This window comes from Mycobacterium sp. NTMscope_MAC_269 (assembly GCF_976985695.1).
In genome coordinates, this window is the sequence record NZ_OZ335668.1 from 5,064,532 (window position 1) to 5,085,401 (window position 20,870).

Sequence of the window (20,870 nt, forward strand, 5' to 3'; positions counted from 1 at the left end):
CGATGGCAAAGCTGAGCGCGGGCGTGATGTTGTACCGGACCTGCGACGGCGTCGTCGAGGTCTTGCTCGCGCATCCGGGCGGTCCGTTCTGGGCCCGCAAGGACGACGGCTCGTGGTCGATCCCGAAAGGTGAGTACGGCGACGGGGAGGATCCCTGGGCCGCCGCGCAGCGCGAGTTCTCCGAAGAGCTGGGGCTGCCGGTGCCGGACGGGCCGCGCATCGACCTCGGCCAGCTGAAACAATCCGGCGGCAAAATGGTGACCGCCTTCGCCGTGCGGAGCGACCTCGACATCACCGACGCGCGCAGCAACACTTTCGTCTTGGAGTGGCCGAAGGGATCGGGCACGCTGCGGGAGTTTCCCGAGGTCGACCGGGTGGGCTGGTTCGCGGTAGCGACCGCGCGTGTCAAGTTGTTGAAGAGTCAGCACGATTTTCTCGACCGCTTGATGGCGGATCCGGGTGTGGCCGGACTATCCGAAGGGACCTGAGATGCAGACGTTGCGAACGCCGGACGACCGGTTCGACGGTGTCCCCGATTTCCCTTACCCGCCAAGGTATTGCGAACTGTCCGACGATGACGGCGGTGCGCTGCGCGTGGCATGGATCGAAGACGGTCCGCAAGACGCCGATCCGATCCTCATGCTGCACGGCGAGCCGTCGTGGTCCTATCTGTACCGCAAGATGATTCCGATACTGGTGGCCGCCGGTCACCGGGTCATCTGCCCCGACCTGGTCGGATTCGGCCGTTCGGACAAGCCGACCCGGCTCGACGATCACAGCTATGCGCGCCACGTCGAATGGATGCGCGCGCTGGCGTTCGATGTCCTCGACCTGCGCAACGTCACCCTGGTTGGTCAGGACTGGGGCGGGCTGATCGGATTGCGGCTCGCCGCAGAGCATCCCGAACGGTTGGCCCGGGTGGTCGTCGCCAACACCGGGCTGCCGAATGGGGACCAGCCGATGGCCGACATCTGGTGGCGGTTCCGGGAGGCCATCACATCGGCGCCGACGCTCGACATCGGCGCGTTCGTGCAGGGCGGCTGCCGCCGGCCGATGAGCGATGCCGAGCGTGCGGGCTACGACGCGCCGTTTCCCGCTGACGAGTACTGCACCGGCCCGCGGGCCATGCCCGGGCTGGTGCCCACGTCACCGGACGATCCGGCCGCGGCGGCCAACAAGGCGGCGTGGGCGAAGCTGTCGGTGAGCCCGACGCCCATGCTGGTCGCCTTCAGTGACAGCGACCCCATCACCGGGCCGATGGCCGCGATCTTCGCGCGCGAGATGCGCGGCGCGCAGGGGATCGACCACCCGGTGATTCGCGGCGCCGGGCACTTTCTGCAGGAGGACGCCGGGGAAGAACTCGCCGGTCACATCGTGACGTTCCTGCGCCGCTGAGCGGGGCGCCTCGCGGCGGATCCGGCTGCGGGCACAATGTCATGATGACTTCCGCGCCGGCCGAGGCCACCGAATCGCAAGGGCTACTGCTGCAGCTGCTGGACCCCGCCAACCGGGCCGACCCCTATCGGCTGTGTGCACAGTTTCGCGACCGCGGACCGTTGCAGCTGGCTGACGCCAACCTGGCGGTCTTCCTGAGTTACCGCGACTGCGACGAGGTGTTGCGGCACCCGTCGTCGAGCAGCGAGAACGCCAACTCGACCGTCGCGAAGCAACAGGCGGAGTCCGGCACGGCGCCGCCCAGGCAGGGGCCCCCGGGGTTCTTGTTCCTCGACCCGCCCGACCACACCCGGCTGCGAAAGCTGGTCAGCAAGGCGTTCGCGCCGAGGGTGGTGAGCGCGCTGCAACCCGACATCCGCTCGCTGGTCGACGGATTGCTCGACCGGGTCGCCGAAAAGGGGCAGTTCGAGGTGGTCGAGGATTTCGCCTATCCGCTGCCGGTCGCGGTGATCTGCCGGCTGCTCGGCGTGCCGCTGGAGGACGAGCCGCAGTTCAGCCGCGCGTCGGCGCTGTTGGCCCAGGCGCTGGACCCGTTTTCGACGATCACCGGTGTGCCGGCGGAAGTCGCCAATGAGCGACAACAGGCCGGTACGTGGCTGCGTGAATACTTCCACGGCCTGATCGACAAGCGCCGTTCGCGACCCGGCGACGACCTGCTCTCGGGGCTGATCGCCGTGGAGGAATCGGGCGATCAACTGACCGAGGAAGAGATCGTCTCCACCTGTAACCTGCTGCTCATCGCCGGACACGAGACCACGGTGAACCTCATCGGGAACGCCATGTTGGCCATGCTCCGCAATACCGGTCACTGGGCAGCCCTGGGTGCCGACCCCGGCCGGGCGCCGGCGATCGTGGAAGAGACCCTGCGCTATGACCCGCCCGTACAATTGGCCGGCCGAATTGCGCTGGCCGACATGGTGATTGGGGACGTCGAGGTACCGGCGGGCGATGTCATGATGCTGCTGCTCGCCGGAGCTAACCGTGACCCCGCGGAGTTTGACCGTCCCGACGTGTTTGACCCGGACCGGAAAGGGTTGCGGCACTTGGGTTTCGGCCGCGGAGCGCACTACTGTCTGGGCGCGCCGTTGGCTCGGCTGGAGACCAGCGTGGCACTGTCGGCGGTGACCGCGCGCTTCCCGAACGCGCGGTTGGACAGCGAACCGCAATACAAGACCAACGTCACGCTGCGCGGGCTGTCGCGGCTGATCGTCGCGGTCTGATCAGCTGCGCTCCCACGGCGGGCTTTCGTCCATCTTCTTGTAGTACTTCGCCAGGTGGCTTTTGACCCGATCGACATCGGAGTGGGGCACATCGATGCCGCCGCGCGCACCGTCCATGATCGCGCCCGCCGCCATCACCCCACGCGGCACCGCTTTGAGCGTTCCGTCGATGACGTCGGCGATCAGCAACTTGTACCCGGTGAAATTGTCCTTCTTGTCGCCGTCGTACCAGACGTGGGCGTCGCGGTACTTCTGGTTCGGGGCGTCCTCGGCGCCGGCCCACTTGCGGACCCGCTTCTCGGCGGCGCCGCCGTCCCATTTCCGGTCGCGATCGGCCAACGGGAGATCTTGAAAGGCTGTGACTGACATGTGGGCCGCGTGCCCGGTTCGGATGGGGGTTAAACGGCCGATTTGGAAGTTATGCACAGTTGGAAGTTCGTCCACAGGTTTGCTTTTGGGATTGCCCGGCGTGAAGTACCCCAGGTTTTGTTCCTAGTCGGTTGCGAGGGCCGGGGTCGGCTGGCTCGCGGGGTGTGAGGTGCCGGTCAGGGCGGCCTCGTACTCGGCTGGGGTTTGATAGCCGAGGGCTTCGTGCAGGCGTTCCTGGTTGTACCAGGCCACCCATTCGGCTGTTGCCAGTTCGACGTCGTCGATGCAGCGCCAGGGTTTAGCGCGGTTGATCAGCTCGGTCTTGTAAGCGGCATTGACCGCCTCGGCGAGGGCATTGTCATAACTATCGCCACGCGAGCCCACCGAGGGGGCGATCCCGAGCTCGATCAGGCGGTCGGTATAGGTCACCGATAGGTACTGCGATCCGCGGTCGGAATGATGCACCAACTCAGATAGAGTCGAGTTAGACTGCCACACAGCATGATTGAATGCCTGTAGCGGAAGGTCCTCGGTGCGCATGGTTGCCGAGACCGCCCAACCGACGATCTTTTTCGTGGCGGCATCGGTGACGAACGCGGTGTAGCAGAATCCCTGCCAAGTCCGCACGAAGGTGATATCGGCGACCCACAACCGGTTTGGTGCCGGCGCCCGGAACTGCCGGTTGACCAAGTCGGCGGGTCGCGCTGAGGCGGGATCGGTGACGGTGGTGAATACCGGCTTGCCGCGCTGCACCCCGCGCAGCCCAGCTTTGCGCATCAACCTGCGAGTTTGTTCTCTACCTAGTGTCCAGCCACGCCGGGTCATGGCCTGATGCATCTTCTTGACGCCATAGACCGAGTAATTCTGCTGGTGCACCGCCTGCAGGTCGGCGATCAGTTGCTCATCGCGAATCTCACGATCTGAGGGCGGCCGGGTCAACGCTGCGCGATACCCCCGTGAGGTGAAAAATCCCGGGATTGGCGCCCGCAAGACACGGCAGATGAGCTCGACCCCGAACTGATCGCGATGCGCGTCGATGAAGGCGATCATTTCGGTGCGGGGCGGTCGAGCTCCGCTGCGAAAAACGCGGATGCAGACTTCAAAATCTCATTGGCCCTACGCAATTCGAGATTCTCTCGCCTAAGGCGGCGTATCTCGGCGTGCTCAGAACTGGTCGTGCCGGGACGCTCCCCGGTATCGACCTGCGCTTTGCGCCGCCATCGACGCACCGACTCCTGCGCAATACCGAGTTTGCTGGCCACCGACCTGATGGCCTCAAACTCCGATATATCCGAGGTTTCCAACATGGTGTCCAACAACCGCAACGCACGAGAGCGAAACTCCGGCGGATACTGACGGGGCATAGCTTCCAATCCTCCTATAAGGATCGGAACAAAACCTGGGGTACTTCACCGAAGCGCTCAATGCTTTCGCGATCCAATTCCCCGACCGACTCCCACTATGACAACCCACTAAACACCAACGGCCACAACTACTTACACAGTTATCTTGACAAGCCCTCCAGGCCACCAACGCCGGCACCGAGCGCGCCCCGGTGATCCCGCCCAGCCCGTCGTGGTCGATCTCGGCGATGATCGCCACGATGCGCGCATCGATCGCGTTGCGCTGACCGGCCAACTCCGCCAACTCCTCAAACAACACCCCCACACGCTCGGCAGGACTCAACCCCACGGCGTCAGCAGATGCGATCGAAGACATAACGACATCATCGCAACCACCACCGACACAACCGGGCCGCCCAAACCGCGCCGGGCAATCCCAAAAGCAAACCTGTGGACGAACTTCCAACTGTGCATAACTTCCAAATCGGCCGTGGACAGCCATGCACCAATCCCCACCGGCGACCAAGATTCGCTAGTGGGATTCGGAATCCGGTTCGGGCGAGGACTTTTCCGCGTCGCGGTCGGGCCGCCCGCGCCATTTTCGGTACCCGCGGTGCGCGGCGAACGCGCCGACGATGGCGGTCACGCACCACACCGCGATCGCCGCGTATGCCAGCGGCGATGACCGGTTGCCGATCGAGGCGCCCAGCGCGGTGTAGACGAAAGCCCGCGGGACCGAACCGATGAACGCGCCGACTGCCATCTGCCACAAGGGAACTCCGAACGCTCCGAACGCGTACGAGGCCAGCGCGTCCGAAATCCCGGGGACGAACCGCTGCCCGACGACCGCCCACAGCCCCCGGCGCCCGATCAGGGCGTCGATGCGGTCGGCCCGGTGCGCGCCCAGCAGCGCCCGGGCGCTGTCGCGCCCGGCCCGGCGGCCGACGGCACTCGCGACGATCGCGGTGCCCACCGTCGCGCCCAACGTCACGAACACGCCCAGCAGCGGCCCGAACAACAGCCCGCTGCCCGCCGCCAGTATCGAGCCCGGCACGAACAGCGCCCCGGCCACCGCCGAGACCACGACGTAGGTCAGCGGGGCCGCCGGCCCGGTGGCCGACACCACCCGCCGGATCTCGTCGATGTCGACGACGTGGGCGACGGCCACCAGGTAGAACACCACGGCCAGAAAGGCCGCGAACACGGCGAGCCGCACGAGCGGGCCCCGCCGCGAGGCGGGCGCGGATGTCGGGGCGGGACCGTGAACGTCGCCGCCGGCGCCGGTCACGTCGCGGCGGCGTCGGCGCGCAGCCGCTGCCGCAATCCGGTGGCCCGCATCGCCCGGCGCTCGATCGCCGCGCGCACCGACGCCTCGGGCCCGACCACCCGCACCCTGGTCTGCGCCCGGGTCACGGCCGTATAAAACAGTTCCCGCGTCAGCAGTCGCGAATCCTCGGGCGGTATCAACACGCTCACCTCGTCGACCTGGCTGCCCTGACTCTTGTGGATGGTCATGGCGTGCATCGTCTCCACCTCGCCGAGGCGGCTGGTCGCGAAGCCTAGCGGTCCGCCTGCGCCGGCGATGACCGCCCGCAGGCCCTCCGCGCCGGCCACCGCCGCACCGGTGTCACCGTTGTAGAGCCGCAGCCCGTAGTCGTTGGCCGTCACCAGCAGCGGGCGCCCGGCGTACCACTGCGACCAGGCGGGCTGCCCCGTCGCTTCGGCAATCCACTTCTGCACCAGCGTGTTCCAGTGTGTCGCCCCGTGCGGCCCCTCGCGGTGCGCGCACAACAGCCGGTGTTCGTCCAGCGTGGCCAGCGCCTCGTCGACCGCGCCCAGCAGCGCGGCCGATCGCAGCCGCAGCGCATGGGTCACGAGCACGTCGCGCAGCCGGTCGGCCGGGCGCCCGGAATCCACCCACTCGATGTGCTCACCACCGGCCGCCAGCAGCTCCACCGCCCGGTCCGGGTCGCCGGCCCGGATCGCCTCGGCCAGCGCGCCGATCGACGTGCCGTACCGGTGCGGCGTGCGCAGGGCGGCGACCCGCACGTCGTCGCGGGCGGCCAGCCCGTCCACCAGGTCGGCCAGCACCGCGCCCGCCTCGACCGAGGCCAACTGGTCCGGGTCGCCGACCAGAATCAGCCGGGAGTCCGGCCGGACCGCCTCGACCAGCCGGGCCATCATCGTCAACGACACCATCGACGTCTCGTCGATGACGATGACGTCGTGCGGCAGCCGGTTGGCGCGATTGTGCTTGAACCGCACCGACGTATCGGGTCGGGGGCCCAGCAGCCGGTGCAGCGTGGTCCCCGCCAGCCCGGTCAGGCGCGCTCGGTCCGCGGCGCCGAGCCGTTCGGCTCCGGCGGCCACCGCCTCGGCCAGCCGCGCCGCCGCCTTGCCCGTCGGTGCCGCCAGCGCGATCCGGGGCGGCGGCAGTCCGGCCCGCTCGGCGTGCTCGACCAGCAGGGCGAGCAGCCGGGCGATCGTGGTGGTCTTGCCGGTGCCGGGGCCGCCGGTCAGCACGGTCACCGCCTGCGACACCGCGATCTCGGCGGCAACACGCTGCTCTTCGTATCCTGGCTCGAAAAGCCTTTCATAACTCGATGTTTGGAGGTCGACCGACGGTGCCGACAGGGCGAGCAGGTCGGTACACACCTGGTCTTCTTCGAGCCAGTACCGGTCGAAGTACAGCAGATCGCCGAAGAACCGCAGCACCGGTGGCGGCCCGAGCAAAGCGCTGGCCCGCACCGCCGCCAGCCAGTCGTCGGGACCGGGCCACGGCAGGTCGGGCTCGCCGACCTGGGCGGGCGCCGCGCGCAGGTCGACGCAGACCGAACCGCCCCGCAACGCGCGCACCACCAGCGCGACGGCCAGGGCCACCCGCTCGTCGGGCTCGCCGGTGAGCGTGGTAAGCCGTTGCGCCACATGGACATCCGCGGCCTCCAAGACGCCAGCGTCGCTGAACGTGCGCAGCAGGCCCGTTGCGCCCATCACCTCGGCGGTCACGCGGGCACCTTCCTGGCGTCGAGCAGGTCCGACAGGGCGGTGATCAGCGGCGGCGGCGGCCGCCAACTGAAGACACCGGACGGGTGCCCGTCGAGCACCGGGGTATCCGCGCCGCACATGCCGCGCACGAACAGGTAGAGGACACCGCCGAGGTGCCGTTGCGGGTCGTAATCGCTTACCCGCCAACGCAGGAAGCGGTGCAGCACCGCGCAGTACAGCAACGCCTGCAGCGGATAGTCCGAATGCAGCATCGCCTCCGCCATCCGCGCCCGGTCGTAGTCGGCGGACGTCAGCGGCCGCTCCGGATCCCCGAGCCGGTTGGTCTTGTAATCCACCACCACGAAGCGGTGTCCCGGACCGTCGGGGATGCGGAGCACGGCGTCGATCGAGCCGGTGAGGTACCCCCGCAACGATTGATCACCGAGCGCCCGGTCCATCAGCCGGTCCGCATACGGCGCCAGCGGATCGTCGGCCGGCAGATGCTCGCGCAACAGCGGCGCCAGGTCCCACAGGCGTACCTCGGGGCCCGGCGGCGGCCGGTCACCGCCGGCAAGTGGAAGCTCGAAGTCCAGTTCCCGCAACCGATCCGAGCGTCCGATGTCGCGCAGCGTCAGCCCGTCGGCCAGGGGCCCCAGCGGGGTGTCGTGCATCGGCACCATCGCCGCGGCCAGCTCCTCAGGTGTCGCGGCGACCGGCCACCACGCCGAATGCTCCCGGATGTGCGCCTCCAGCTCGGCGGCCAGATCCGCGGCGAACGGGTCGGCCGTCTCCAGCACCGCGTGGACCAGCGAGCCGAACGCCGCGCCCGCCGGAAGGTCCGCCATCGGCGAGGGCACGTCCGGCCCGGCGGCCGGGGAGGCCAACGGGATCTCGCCGACCTCGTCGTCGAGTTCGGCGACGTCGGGTTCGCTGCTGACCCCGCTGGCCTGGGCCACCCGGATCAGGCCCGAATAGGACGTGCGCCGCCAGGTGGTATCGATGGCGCGGTGGAAGTGGCGGCTGTCGAGGTCCCGGGGCACCGGCTGCGGCGGCAGCGACGGGGCGGGCGCCACCACCGAATCCTCGATGACCGGACCGCCGGCGGCCTCCCACTCGCGCAACCGGGCCAGGGCATCGTCGTCGGAGACCTTCGCGGGTTCGCATCGGTCCGGAACGACCGGATCGCCGGGCCGGCGACCACGCAACAGCCGCGACAGCCCGCCGTTGGGCTCGTGGTACGCCGGTGACCACCACGCCACCACCTGGGCCTGCGCCCTGGTCAACGCGACGTAGGTCAGCCTGCTGTCATCGCTGGCGTCCTCCTTACGGCCCAGCCGCTCAACGGTTTTGAAGTCGGGGCTGTCCTTGCCGCCGACGTGCAGGCACCTCGCGCCGTCCTCGTCGTGGAACAGCACCACGTCGCTGTCGTGGGTGTTGCGGTGGAACGCGAACGGCAGGTACACGATCGGGTATTGCAGGCCCTTGCTGACGAAGACCGTCATGATCTGCACGGCGGCGGCGTCGCTGTCGAGCCGGCGGTTGCGTTCGGGGGCGCCGCCGCGCTCGTCGCGTTGCCGGCGCAGCCAGTCCCGCAGCGCCGGCAGGCTGTAATGCTCGCGGTGCGCGACCTCCTGTAGCAGCTGCGTGACGTGCGCCAGGTCGGTCATGTGCCGCTCGCCGCCCTGCCAGCCGAGCACGCGATCCCGCATTCCCAGCAGCTGGGCGGCTTCGAAGATCGCCGCGACGCCGCGCTCGCGGGCGTGACCGGCCCACTCCCGCAGCGTGTTCGCGATCCGGTCCGTCAGGGCGTCACCGCCGGACGACAGTGTTTGTGCGGTCTCGCCGAAGAACATCGTCGCCGCGGCGGCGCGCACCATGCCGGGCCGGTGCGGCTGGTCGAAGGCCTCCAGCAGGCACAGCCAGTCCTCGGCGGCCTCGGAGGTGAACACGTCGGTGTTGCCGGTGTAGACCGCGGGAACACCCGCCGCGCACAGCGCCGTGAAGCAGGCGTGCGCGTCCCGGTGCCGTTCCACGATGACGGCGATGTCGCGGGCCTGCAGCGGTTTACCGTCGAAGGTGGCACCGGCGGCCAGCAGGGCGCGGATGTCGGCGGCGAGATCGGAGCCGATGTGTTCCCGCAGCTCGTCGATGGGAAGGTTCTGAATGCCGCGGCGCCCCAGGGTCTTTCGCGATACGACGCGCAACCGGAACGGATCGTTACGGGGCGCGCCGACGAGCCGATGGCCCCGGTGATGCGCGTCGACGTCGTTCACCACGATCGCGGGGTCGCCGAGCTGGGCGCCGCGCAGCACCACCTGCAGCCGCTCGAGCAGCGCGGAATCGCTGCGCCAGTTGGTGTCCAGCGTCTTGCGCCGGCCCGCCGTCTCGGCCGCCCGCAGGTAGGTCACGATGTCGCCCCCGCGGAACGCATAGATCGCCTGTTTGGGATCGCCGATCAGGATCACCGTCGAACGTCCGCTGAACGCGCGATCGATCACCTGCCATTGCACCGGGTCGGTGTCCTGGAACTCGTCGACCATGACGATCGGCCAGCGTTGATGCATGCGCAGCCGGGCGGGCGAGCCGTCGGTGGCCAGCGCGTCGGCCAGCCGGGTCAGCAGGTCGTCGTAGCCCAGGACGCCGAGCCGGCGCTTGCGGGTATCCAGCTCGGCCAGAACGCCTTTGGCGAACCGGAGGCTGACGGCGGCCCGCGACTCGGGGTCCGGGTCGCGCGGCCGCAGCTGGGTCGACGGGTTGTTGACCACCTCGCGGGCCAGCCGCAGCGCCTCGGAGTAGTGCAGCGCGGGGTCGTCGCGTTCCTGCCCGAAGTGCGCCAGGTACAAGTCGTCGACGATCTCGGTCACCAGGTCGTCGAGGCTGTCGAGCAGGGTGACGCTCGCGGCGGTGTCGCCGGCCACGCCGAGCGAGCGCAGCACCAACTGGCAGAACTGGTGCGTGGTGGCGATCGTCGCCGCATCGAAGCCGGCCAGCGCGTCACGAAGGCGCTGCCGGCGCGCCGCGCGCTGATCGTCGGTGCCCTCCAGCAGGTACGCCACCAACTGGTTGTCGCCAACCGTCGACGGGTCGTCGAAAGCGCGTACGGCGTCGACGATTTGGCAGCGGACACGTTCCCGCAGCTCCTGGCTGGCGGCGCGGCCGAACGTGATGAGCAGCATCTGATCCAGGCCGGCCACGCCGTCCGCGAGATACCGCGTCACCAGACCGGCCAACGCGAACGTCTTGCCGGTGCCCGCGCTGGCCTCCAGCACGGTGGTGGAGCGCTCGGCCGGCAGCGGCCCCAACAGGTCGAAGCGCTCCATCACACCGGCTTCCGTTCCGCGCGCAGCATCGGCAGCCACAGCCGGGACGCGTACGCGCCGAGCCGATTGTCCTCGCCCTCGAACTCCTCGCCCGGCCGCACCGGCTGCATCAGATCGTCCAGCGGTGCGCCGCGACCCCACGCCCGCACGTGCGCCGGCGCCTGGTCCTCGCCGGGGAAGCGGTCGCCGGACTTCCACCGGCGCCGCGCCTCGCTCGCCGGGTCGTCGCCGCCGTGCCGGGCGGCTGCCCACGCGTAGGAAGTCTTGATGGGCAACGGAATCGGCTCGCGGCGTCCCGCGTCGTAGATCGCCACCAACTCGCGCAGCACCTCGACGGGATCGCCGGCCGGCGGCCCCAACCCCTCGACCCGGATGCTGGCGCCCCGGCGCATCCGGCCGATGCACGCCGCCGACCAGTCGCGGCCGGGGTCGTGAGCGACCAAAGCCAGCAACGGAATCCACGACTCGAGCAGGTGCTTGCCGTCCAGCCTCGAATAGGTCACCGATACCAGCGCGTCGCCATAGACCGGTGACACCGTGCCGGTGAGCCGGCGCCCGGCGCCCAGATCGATGTCGACGTCGTAGGCGCCGGCCTGGCGGTCCCGGTGCCGATGCCGAAGCGCCTCGAGCGCCAGCGCCGCGGCCTGGTCGCGGATCTCGGTGACCTTGCGCCAGCCCAGCTGACCCGGAGGCAGAGTGCCGCGGCGCCATTCGGCCTGCCGCGCGTCATCGGGGCTCATCCCGCGCAGGATGTCGCCGAGCATCCGGTCGCCGACCGTCCATTCCTCGAGGCCGTTGATGTCGACCGGCATGGCATCCTGCACGCCGTCGACGTCGTAGGGCAGCGTGAATTCCAGGGCGCGGAAGAAGCCCTTCACCGGGTCTTTGAAGAAGCCGACGAGGTCGGCGAGGTTGACGTCGTCGGCCGGCGGGGGCGGCAGCGGCGCCGCGATGAACTTGGGTTGTTCGGTGTGTCGCCCGGCGGCCGCGCGCGCCGCGCGCAACACCGTCGGATCGAAACTGAACGGCACCCCCGGCACCAGGTCGCCGGGGATGACGTTGCGAATGTCGAAGGGCTGCAACGGATGCTCGACGACGATGCGATCACGTACCTTCTCGGTCGTGGTCATGTCGAGGGCGTCGAGCAATTCGGCCAGCGGCACCGCGGGGGGTCGCGGCTGCCCCGAATATTCGTTGGCTCCGGTGTAGGTGATCACCAGTTTCTCGGTGGCGGCGCCGATCGCGTCGAGCAGCAATTGCCGGTCCTCCGAGCGGATGTCGCGTTCCCCGGTCATCGGGCACCGGGCCAGTGCGTCGTCCCCGTCGACGACACCGAGCCTCGGGAACAACCCGTCGTCCAGGCCGACCAGACACACCACCCGGTGGGGCACCGAGCGCATCGGGACCATGGTGCATACCGTCAGGGTGCCGGTGCGGAAGTTGGCCCGGGTCGGGCGTCCGGCCAGGTGCCGGGTCAGCAACGCGCGAACGTCGGGCAGCCGCAGCACCGTGCCGGCCCGTGACCCGGCCTGCCCCAACACCGCGGCGAACTCCCGCTGCACCTGACCGGTCTGCCATTCCTCGGACTCGTGCACCCGCGTCAGCAGCGTGATGGCTTCGGCGAGGGTGGCCAGCCACTCGGCCAATGTCCTTGTGCCGGTGAGGGAGTCCACGACGTGCTGCAGCCGGGCGACGAATTCGGCGAACTGGCCGGCCAGCGGGACGCGGTTGCTGCTCACGTCGTCGAGCGGCAGCGTGGCGTCGATCCACGCGTTCGAATCGTCGGACATCGCGACGCCGGCCAAGATCCGGTCGATGCCGAAACGCCAAGTGTTGTGCACGAAGTCGACGTGGTAGGGCCGTCGATGCTCCTGATCCAACCCCCACCGGATGTTGGCCTGGCGCACCCAGCGGGTGATGGCTTCCAGATCGTCGTCGGTGAAGCCGAACCTCGCGCGCACCGGCGCGGCCTGGGCCAGGTTGAGCACCTCGCTGGCCGTCACCCTGCCCCCGGCGAGCCCCAGCAGTTGGGAGGCCACAGCCAGCAGCGGGTTGGTCTGGATCAGCGAACGATCCGCCAGCCGCACCCGCAGCTGGTGGGCGGGATGCGCGCCGTGCACCACGTCGCCGAGGCCGAAGTCGGCCACGATCAGCGGTGCGTAGGTTTCGATGTCCGGGCACATCACCAGGATGTCGCGCGGTTCGAGCGTCGGGTCGTCGGTCAACAGGCCGAGCAGCACCTCGCGCAGCACATCGACTTGGCGCGCCGGGCCGTGGCAGTTGTGGATCTGCACCGATCGGTCGTCGTCGGCCAGCGCGCGCCCCTGCGGCCGGACGGCGTTGTCGGCGATGTCGGACTGCACCCAGCCGAGCAGCGTGTCCGGCCGTGCGTCGCCGGGCAGGTACTCGTCGGTCTGCGGGTCCGCCGGCAGGCCGCGTTGCAGCTCGCGCAGGTCCCGTCCCAGCGTGGCGAGCAGCGGATGCCCCACGGCGCGATGGCTGGTGTCCTCGCGGCGGGGGATCGCCCCGCGTGTGCCGTCCAGCGCGCGCCAGAGCCGGTCGCTGGGGTGCGGCAACCACAGGTGCAGCTCGTGATGGATGGCGAGCGCGGCCAGCAGCTCGGAGTCGGTGCACGACAACCGGGTGTGCCCGAACAGCGACAGCCGCGCGGGGAGGTCGCTGGGCGCCTCGGACAGCCGCGCAAGCGTCTTGCCGTGGCGCACGTGCGGTGGGTCGGCCGCGACTCGCGAGACCAGCGCGCGCCACAGCTGCGGCTGCCAGTTCAGGTCCTCGTCGAGGTCGCCCGGGTCGCCGTCGGACCAGTCGACCAGCAGTTGCGGACGCTGCCGCGCATAGGAGGCGAACAGCCCGGCCAGCCGGCGCGCCACCTCGTAGCGACGCCCCCGGCGCAGCTCGGCCTCCGCGCCGGAGTGAAAGTGACCGAGATGGGTCGCCAGCGTTCGGCACCACGGTTCGTCCAGCGAGCAGTCGATCGCCTCCAGCAGTGGCCATGCCATGGCCTCCGGCGACCACGGATCGTCCTGGGCGGTGCCGGCGATCTCGGCGATCAGCGAACCGGGGCTGCGGAACTCGACCCCCGCGCACACCCCGCCGGAAACCCCGCCGCCGCGGCCGAGCACATGCGACAGCCGCTGGCTGAGCCAGCGCTCGACCCCGCGCGCCGGGACCACGACGAGCTCGGGGGCGAACGGGTCGGCCGGAGGGCTGGCCAGCAGCGCGCCGAGACCGTCGGCCAACAGATCGGTGCGCTCGGCGCGGTGCAGATGAAGCGGCATTGCGCTGTCACGATAAACCCCAGCGCCCGGGGTCGGGTGCCTACTTCGCCAGCGTGAACTGGTTGACGTCGATGTATCCGGTCCGGAACGCGTCGGCGCAGCCGGTCAAATAGCGCATGTAGCGCTGATAGACCTCTTCGGACTGGATCGCGACGGCCTCGCTGTGGTGGGCCTGCAACGCCTCGGCCCAGTGGTCGAGGGTCCGGGCGTAATGCAACTGCAGCGACTGCCGGCGTTTCAGGTTGAAACCCATCTTCGACGAGTGGAACTCCACGACCTCGATCGCCGGCAATTGCCCGCCCGGGAATATCTCGGTGGCGATGAATTCGTTGAAGCTCGTCTGCTCCTCGGTCATCGGCAGGCCGCGCTCGACGATCTGCTGCGGGGGCAGCATCGTGATCGTGTGCAACAGCATCACCCCGTCGTCGGGCAGGACGCGGTGCGCCATCGCGAAGAAATCGTCGTAGCGGTCGTACCCGAAGTGCTCGAAGGCGCCGATGGACACGATCCGGTCCACCGGCTCGTCGAACTCCTCCCAGCCGTGCAGCAGCACCCGCCGGCTGCGTTCGGTGTCCAGCGAGTCGAAGAGCTGCTGCACGTGGGCGGCCTGGTGTTGCGACAGGGTCAATCCGATGACGTTGACGTCGTACTTCTCGATCGCGCGCCGGGCCGTGCCACCCCAGCCGCAGCCCACGTCGAGCAGCGTCATCCCCGGCCGCAGACCCAGCTTGCCCAGCGAGAGGTCCATCTTGCGCAGCTGCGCCTCTTCCAGCGTGATGTCTCGCCCGCGATCCCAATACGCGCAGCTGTAGGTCATCGTGGGGTCGAGGAACAACCGGAAGAAGTCGTCCGACAGGTCGTAGTGGGCTTGTACCTCTTCGAAGTGAGGTGTCAGGTTCTCTGCCACGGCGGCCACCCGCCTTTCTGACTGGGGGACATTCAGTTGTTCACGACCGGCCCGCCCCGTTGGTTCACCACGGCTTTCCCGAAATCGCCGTATGCAAACTTCGGTGAGCTTTGTCGATACTGGGGGGAAAACAGCTGCCTGGAGGAATCAGATGGATGCGTGGGACGCGATCTGCGCGCGGCGCAATGTGCGCGAGTACCAGCCGCGGGCGATCGCCGACGAGGACCTCAACCGGATCGCCGAAGCCGGCTGGCGCGCGCCGTCGGCCAAAAACCGTCAGCCCTGGGACTTCGTCGTCGTCACCGACCGCGCCCAGCTGCAGGAGCTGTCCACGGTCTGGCGCGGCGCCGGCCACATCGCCGCCGCGCCGGCCGCGATCGCGATCGTGGCGCCGGTGCCGCCCGACGAGCGCCGGGTGATCACCGACAACTACGACATCGGCCAGGCCACCATGGCGATGATGATCGCGGCCACGGACCTGGGAATCGGGACGGGCCACTCGTCGGTGGGGGATCAGGACAAGGCGCGCGCCATCCTGGGCGTTCCCGACGATCACCTGGTGGCTTTCCTGCTCGGGGTGGGCTATCCGGCCGATCGCCCGCTGCGCCCGGTCCGCTCACCGAATCGCCGGCCGTTTTCCGAGGTGGTGCATCACGGCCGCTGGTGAGATGTCGTGAAAATCCTTCGGCGACTTGCTGAGTCGTAAGGTGGGGGCGTGCATGATCATCAGGGCGATTACGGAGTCGACGGATCTTTCCACAAGGTCTCGGCCCGCACCCAGGCGATAGGCGTAGGCGCTCAGGCCGCCGCCCTGGCCGTGTGGGCGGGGGTCAGCTGGGCGCGCGGCAAGCGCCTGCGGGCGGCGCTGGCCGCGGTGTCGAGCGCCGGCATCGCGGGGAACACGCTGCTGTACATGTACGCGACGCGGTCCGGGAAATTCGTTGTGTGGGACCGGGTTCTGCGCGATCTTCGGCTCGCCGGCGACGAGACGGTGCTCGACCTCGGGTGTGGGCGCGGTGCGGTGCTGCTGGCCGCCGCCAAGCGGTTGCCGCGGGGCCGCGCGATCGGTGTCGATCTGTGGCAGGCGGACCAGACGGACAACTCGCAGCAGGCCACGTTGGCCAACGCGGTCGCCGAAGGCGTCGCCGATCGCGTCGAGGTGCACACCGCCGACATGACCGCGCTGCCGCTGGCCGACGAGAGCGTCGACGTGATCGTCAGCAATCTCGCCATCCACAACATCGGCGGCCACGCCGGCCGCCGACAGGCGCTCGACGAAGCCGTGCGCGTGCTGCGCCCGGGCGGCCGTCTCGCGATCGCGGACCTGTGGGAGACGCGCCAGCACGCCGACCGGCTGCGCGAACTGGGCTGGCGCAACGTGCGGCGGCAAAACCTCGGTTGGCGGATGTGGTACGGCGGCCCGTGGTTCTCGACACGGCTGGTCACCGCGACCAAACCGGGCTGAAGTCCCGGCGCGGCCGGCGTGCATGCTGGACCCATGACGAGAACCGAACTCACCGAACAGATCGTCGTCGCGCGCCTGGCGAAGGGGCTGACATGGCAACAGCTCGCCGACGCCATCGACAGACCGGTGGTGTGGACCACGGCGGCGTTGCTCGGACAGCACCCGATTCCGGTCGAGCAGGCCAAGACCCTGACCGAGATGCTGGGCCTCGGCGAGTCGGCCGTGCCCGTGCTGGCCGCGCCGCCCATGCGGGGTGGCCTGCCCAGCGCGGTGCCGACCGACCCGACCGTCTACCGCTTCTACGAAGCCCTGCAGGTCTACGGCGGCGCGCTCAAAGAGCTGATCGCCGAACAGTTCGGCGACGGGATCATGAGCGCGATCAACTTCAGCGTCGACATCCAGAAGAAACCGCACCCCTCCGGTGACCGCGTCGTGGTGACCTTCGATGGGAAATTCCTTCCCTACCAATGGGTTTCGGCGGAACAACAGTAGATGGCATCCGACCCACATCAGCCGAAGCCCGTTGACCTGGTGCTCTCCGGTGGGGGCGTCAAGTTCATCGGCCTGGTCGGCGCCATCGTCGCGCTGATGGATGCCGGCTATTCGATCAAGCGGGTGTCGGGGGTCTCGGCCGGTTCGGTGGTCGCGGCGATCCTGGCGGCCGGATCCACCGATGGTCAGCTGACCGGCGCGCAGGTGAAGGAGCTCGCCTTCTCGGTCCCCCTGCACAAGTGGCGCGACGCCGGGCCCGTCCCCTATCTCGGCGCGGCCTGGGGGCTGGTCACCGATTCGAGCATGTACCGCGGCGACGTGGCCCACGACTGGATTCGCAGCGAGTTGAAGAACTTCGGGGTCACCTCCTTCGGCGATCTGCACCTCGACGAGGAGGGGTTGCTCGAAGGGCGGCGCGACAGGCTGGTGGTCACCGTCGCCGATCTGACCGCGGCCCAGCTGGTGCGGTTCCCGTGGGACTATCGGCGGCTCTACGGCCTGGACCCCGACGAGCAGCCGGTGGCCGACGCGGTGCGCGCCTCGATGGCGATCCCGTTCTTTTATCGCCCGGTCAAGCTGACCGGAGCCGACGGCACGACGTCCACCCTCGTCGACGGCGGCGTGCTGTCGAATTTTCCCATCGACACCTTCGACCGGCCCGACGGCAGGGCGCCGCGCTGGCCCACGTTCGGTGTCACGGTGCTGCCGAGGCTCACCGAGGGCATCGGTGCGGTGATGCCGGCCCTGAAACCGTTGCGCTTCCTCGAACAGACGGCCTTGCTGGAAAGCCTGGTCACCACAATGCTGGCCGGCCACGACCAGACCCATCTCAGCCGGCCGTGGGTCGCAGCCCGCGCCATCCCCGTCGAGTCCACCGATGTCGGCGTACTCGATTTCGACATCTCGAAGGGCCGCCTCGACGAGCTGTACGAGAGCGGCTACGCCGCGGCGCAAAACTTCCTGTCGACGTGGGACTGGCCGGCTTATCTGGATCGGTTCCGGTAAACCGTCGTCGCGGCGGGTGAAGTGACGGCTCGCCGCGCACGTGCCAGACTGGCGGCGAGGAGGCGAGAGGAACGCGGTGGCCGCTGATAGTGGCCACCGCGTTCGCCGTTTAGTTCATCAGCACTTGCGGCGAAAGCTCTTTGAGCATCGCGTTGGCCCAGCGCATCTGCCGCAGCGTCTCGGGATGACAGCGCGAGGTCAGGTCCAGCAGCTCCGAATCCTTGGCTGCCTGCGCGCCCTGGGCCAGCAGCTCCCAATCCAGCGACACCCCCGCCGACAGCCGGTGAATCCGGCGCAGGTCGGCGAGCAGCACCAGTCCGGGCTCCGGCCGGCGCCGCAGCAGGCCGCTGAGACGCGATTGCAGGGAACCGGTGATCGCACCGGTGCGCGGATCGGCGGACAGCCGCAGGTCGTAGTGGCGGCCGTGGTGCGCCAGCTCGGCAACGTGACGGCAAGACCAGCCGGCCAGGTCGCGCGCCAGGTGGCTGATGTCCTGGTCGCTGCGGTGGCGCGCGGCGACCACGTTGAGTTCATGGGCCAGCTTGCGTTCGGAGCGGTGCAGCTCGCGGATCGCCAGTTTGAGCTTCATCGCCGGCTCCCCGTCGAAAGCGCTTCGGTCACAACGGCCGTCGCAGCGGCCGTCGGCACCGGCCCGTTTCGCTCCGCGTGCCGCGCATGGGTTTTTTGCAGCCGGGCTGCCGCCGTCTTGTAGATCGGCTGCTTGGACACCGGGTCCCAATCGGTCAGCGTGAGTTCGTTGCCGGCCCGGTGATGAGCCCCGCCGGCGCCTTGCGCCTTGCGGTCCCAGTAGCCGTAGTGGAAGGGCACGAACAACACGCCGTCGCGGATGCCGCTGATGCGCGCCGCGCACCAGATGCAACCGCGCGGCGTGCTCACCTCGACGAGCTCGCCCTCGGCGATGCCCAGCCGGCGCGCATCGCCCGCCGACACCTCGACCCACACCTCGGGGGCGGCCTGCTGGAGTTGCTGTGCCCGCGCCGTTTTCGTGCGGGTGTGGAAGTGGTAGACGGTGCGGCCGGTGGTCAGTGCGAACGGGAACTCCGGGCTGGTCCGCTCGTGGGGAGGAACGTATTCGGCCGCCTTGATGATCGCCCTGCCGTAGGGGTTCATCGAGCGGTATTCGTCGGGCTGCAGCGGCGCGCCGGTGATCAGGTCCTTGCCGTAGGCCTCGCAGTAGTCGGGTTTCGCCCAGAACTTCGCGTCGGCGTAGAGCCGTTCGGTGCCGTCGGGATGTTCTGCGTTACAAGGCCATTGGATGCCGCTGCCGCCGCGCAGCTTCTCATAGCTCAGACCCGTGTAGTCACAGGGCCGCCCCGCGCTGCATTTCTTCCACGCCTCGAACGCCGACTCGGCATCGGTCCAGGGCGGGAACGGCTGGCCGTCCTTATCGCGGAAGTCCATCCGGCGCGCGTAGTCCAGGAAGATGTCGAGGTCCGGGCGCGCGGAACCCGGTGGCTGGACGGCCTTTTCGGACAGGTGCACCGTGCGGTCGGCGTTGGTGAAAGTGCCGGTCTTCTCAGCCCACGCCGCGGCGGGCAACACGACGTCGGCCAGCGCGGCGGTCTCGGTCAGGAAGATGTCCTGGACGACGAGGAACAGCCGCTCCTGGGAGAAGATGTCGCGGATGCGGGCCAGCTCCGGCAGCGACACCAGCGGATTGGTGGCGGTGACTCACAACATCCGCAGCGTCCCCTCCTCGGCGTAGCGGAACATCTGCATGGCGTGCGTGGGCGGACCATAGTGGGGGATCTGCAGGGGCTCGAGGTTCCACAACTTCGCCAGCTCGGCGACGTGAGAGTCGTTGGACCAGTTGCGGAAGCCGGCCAAATCGCCGTCGGCGCCGCATTCGCGGGTGTTCTCCGCCGTCGGCTGCCCGTTCATCTGCAGCACACCGCAGCCGGGCTTGCCCAGCATGCCGCGCACCAGGTGAATGTTGTTGACCTGCACGGCCGCCGCGGTGGCCTGGTGCGACTGGTAGAAGCCCTGCAGCACGGTGGACAGCAGCCGTTCCGCCGTGCCCAGCAGCCGCGCGGCGTGCCGGATGTCCTCGGCCGGCACGCCGCAGATCTCGGCGACCCGCTCGGGCGGAAACTCGTCCACCCGGCCGCGCAGCTCGTCGAAACCGACTGTGTGCGAATCGATATAGTCCTGGTCGATCCAGCCGTTGCCGATGATCTCGTGCAGCAGCCCGTTCATCAACGCGACGTTGGTGCCCGGCACCGGCGCCAGGTGCACGGTGGCGCGCCGGGCGACCGGCGTCAGCCGCGGGTCGACGCAGACGATCGCCGGCGGCGAGCCGCCGGCCAGCCGGTCCAGCATCCGCGTCCACAGCACCGTCTGCGTCTCGGCGACGTTGTGCCCGAACAGCGCGATGACGTCGGCGTGGTCGACGTCGGTGTAGGACCCCGGCTGCCCGTCGCAGCCGAACGATTCCTTCAGCGCCTCGGCCGCCGTCGCGGTGCACAGCCGGGTGTTGCCGTCGACGTGGTTGGTGCCGATCGCCCCGTGCGCGATGGCGCCCTGCGTGTAGTAGGCCTCCAGGAACAACTGCCCGGACGTGTAGAAGCCGATCGAGCTGGGGCCGAAGCTGTCGAGCAAGCCCTTGCTGCGCTCGACGATCCGCCCCATGGCCGTGTCCCAGTCGCACGGCTTCAGCTCGCCGCGCTCCCTGATCATCGGCGTGGTGAGCCGGTCGGGGGAGGCGTTGGCCTGCCAGCCGAACAGATCCTTGGGGTCGAGGCGCCCGTGGTTGACCCGGTCGACGGCGCGCCCGCGCACGCCCACGATCCGGCCGTCCTTGACGGCGATGTCCAAGCCGTCGCCGTTGGAGTGCAGCACCGCCGCCGATTGCACCCACCGATCCACCGACTCGGCGGTGATCCCGTCGGCCAGGTAGGTGTCGACCCGGTCCGGCCATCGGCTGCCGGGCTCGTACGGGGTGCGTGTGCCCCACGGGTCAGCGATGCGATCTATGGCCACACGCGGGGATTTC

General features: G+C 69.1%; 15 protein-coding genes, 2 pseudogenes and 1 other annotated feature. Of the genes and pseudogenes, 7 read left to right on the forward strand and 10 right to left on the reverse strand.

The features are described 5' to 3' along the window. Positions 1 to 2 precede the first annotated feature (2 nt). Genes ACZ50Z_RS24050 through ACZ50Z_RS24060 form a run of 3 tightly spaced genes read left to right on the forward strand, consistent with a single transcriptional unit; the run spans position 3 to position 2,675 of the window. Entirely contained in the window at positions 3 to 488 is a 486-nt protein-coding gene (locus ACZ50Z_RS24050; protein ID WP_464485797.1) for an NUDIX hydrolase, read from the forward strand. A gap of 1 nt (position 489) precedes the next feature. After that, a complete protein-coding gene (locus tag ACZ50Z_RS24055; RefSeq protein ID WP_464485798.1) occupies positions 490 to 1,395 on the forward strand; it encodes a haloalkane dehalogenase in 906 nt (301 codons plus the stop codon). A gap of 44 nt (positions 1,396 to 1,439) precedes the next feature. Further along, positions 1,440 to 2,675: a cytochrome P450 gene (locus ACZ50Z_RS24060; protein WP_464485799.1), complete on the forward strand. Its 1,236-nt coding sequence runs from the start codon at positions 1,440 to 1,442 to the stop codon at positions 2,673 to 2,675. Here the strand turns inward: ACZ50Z_RS24060 and ACZ50Z_RS24065 are convergent, their stop codons facing one another. From ACZ50Z_RS24065 to ACZ50Z_RS24100, 8 genes and pseudogenes are all read right to left on the reverse strand, one after another. Next, positions 2,676 to 3,044, reverse strand: a complete 369-nt coding sequence (locus tag ACZ50Z_RS24065; protein ID WP_464485800.1) for a hypothetical protein — start codon at positions 3,042 to 3,044, stop codon at positions 2,676 to 2,678. A 123-nt stretch (positions 3,045 to 3,167) separates the two neighbouring features. Beyond that, a protein-coding gene (locus ACZ50Z_RS24070; protein WP_464482219.1) for an IS3 family transposase occupies positions 3,168 to 4,408 on the reverse strand; the annotation gives its coding sequence in 2 pieces (ribosomal slippage) (positions 3,168 to 4,123 and positions 4,123 to 4,408; 1,242 coding nt in all). Further along, positions 4,017 to 4,133 (reverse strand) — a sequence feature (AL1L pseudoknot). It overlaps the preceding gene by 117 nt. A 154-nt stretch (positions 4,409 to 4,562) precedes the next feature. Beyond that, positions 4,563 to 4,763, reverse strand: a pseudogene (locus ACZ50Z_RS24075) (hypothetical protein); the annotation flags it as partial. A gap of 156 nt (positions 4,764 to 4,919) precedes the next feature. After that, positions 4,920 to 5,675 carry a TVP38/TMEM64 family protein gene (locus ACZ50Z_RS24080; protein WP_464485801.1) on the reverse strand — a complete coding sequence of 252 codons (756 nt, stop codon included), beginning with the start codon at positions 5,673 to 5,675 and terminating at the stop codon, positions 4,920 to 4,922. Beyond that, entirely contained in the window at positions 5,672 to 7,378 is a 1,707-nt protein-coding gene (recD, locus tag ACZ50Z_RS24085) for an exodeoxyribonuclease V subunit alpha (RefSeq protein ID WP_464486383.1), read from the reverse strand. The genes ACZ50Z_RS24080 and recD overlap by 4 nt, the downstream gene beginning before the upstream one ends. Positions 7,379 to 7,389: 11 nt before the next feature. Then, positions 7,390 to 10,692 (reverse strand): exodeoxyribonuclease V subunit beta, encoded by a 3,303-nt coding sequence (recB, locus tag ACZ50Z_RS24090; protein ID WP_464486384.1) that lies wholly within the window; start codon positions 10,690 to 10,692, stop codon positions 7,390 to 7,392. Continuing rightward, positions 10,692 to 13,988 (reverse strand): exodeoxyribonuclease V subunit gamma, encoded by a 3,297-nt coding sequence (gene recC / locus ACZ50Z_RS24095; RefSeq protein ID WP_464485802.1) that lies wholly within the window; start codon positions 13,986 to 13,988, stop codon positions 10,692 to 10,694. The genes recB and recC overlap by 1 nt, the downstream gene beginning before the upstream one ends. Before the next feature lie 40 nt (positions 13,989 to 14,028). Continuing rightward, the gene (locus ACZ50Z_RS24100; protein WP_464485803.1) at positions 14,029 to 14,895 is read right to left on the reverse strand and encodes a cyclopropane mycolic acid synthase family methyltransferase; all 867 of its coding nucleotides are present in this window, start codon (positions 14,893 to 14,895) and stop codon (positions 14,029 to 14,031) included. Positions 14,896 to 15,046: 151 nt separating this feature from the next. Between ACZ50Z_RS24100 and ACZ50Z_RS24105 the strand changes: the two genes are divergently transcribed. From ACZ50Z_RS24105 to ACZ50Z_RS24120, 4 genes are read left to right on the forward strand one after another with little or no spacing between them, the layout of a single operon-like run. Next, positions 15,047 to 15,562 (forward strand): nitroreductase family protein, encoded by a 516-nt coding sequence (locus ACZ50Z_RS24105; RefSeq protein WP_464485804.1) that lies wholly within the window; start codon positions 15,047 to 15,049, stop codon positions 15,560 to 15,562. Positions 15,563 to 15,610: 48 nt separating this feature from the next. Beyond that, positions 15,611 to 16,360, forward strand: coding sequence for a class I SAM-dependent methyltransferase (locus ACZ50Z_RS24110; protein WP_464485805.1), 750 nt, complete (start codon positions 15,611 to 15,613; stop codon positions 16,358 to 16,360). 33 nt (positions 16,361 to 16,393) lie between these two features. Continuing rightward, complete coding sequence (cynS, locus tag ACZ50Z_RS24115; protein WP_464485806.1) at positions 16,394 to 16,852, forward strand: cyanase; 459 nt, start codon at positions 16,394 to 16,396, stop codon at positions 16,850 to 16,852. After that, positions 16,853 to 17,857 (forward strand): patatin-like phospholipase family protein, encoded by a 1,005-nt coding sequence (locus tag ACZ50Z_RS24120; RefSeq protein WP_464485807.1) that lies wholly within the window; start codon positions 16,853 to 16,855, stop codon positions 17,855 to 17,857. Positions 17,858 to 17,966: 109 nt separating this feature from the next. Here the strand turns inward: ACZ50Z_RS24120 and ACZ50Z_RS24125 are convergent, their stop codons facing one another. Together ACZ50Z_RS24125 and ACZ50Z_RS24130 are read right to left on the reverse strand one after the other, a co-directional pair. Then, the gene (locus ACZ50Z_RS24125; protein WP_464485808.1) at positions 17,967 to 18,446 is read right to left on the reverse strand and encodes a hypothetical protein; all 480 of its coding nucleotides are present in this window, start codon (positions 18,444 to 18,446) and stop codon (positions 17,967 to 17,969) included. Then, positions 18,443 to 20,857 (reverse strand): annotated as a pseudogene (locus ACZ50Z_RS24130) (molybdopterin oxidoreductase family protein). The gene ACZ50Z_RS24125 and the pseudogene ACZ50Z_RS24130 overlap by 4 nt, the downstream one beginning before the upstream one ends. Positions 20,858 to 20,870: the final 13 nt, after the last annotated feature.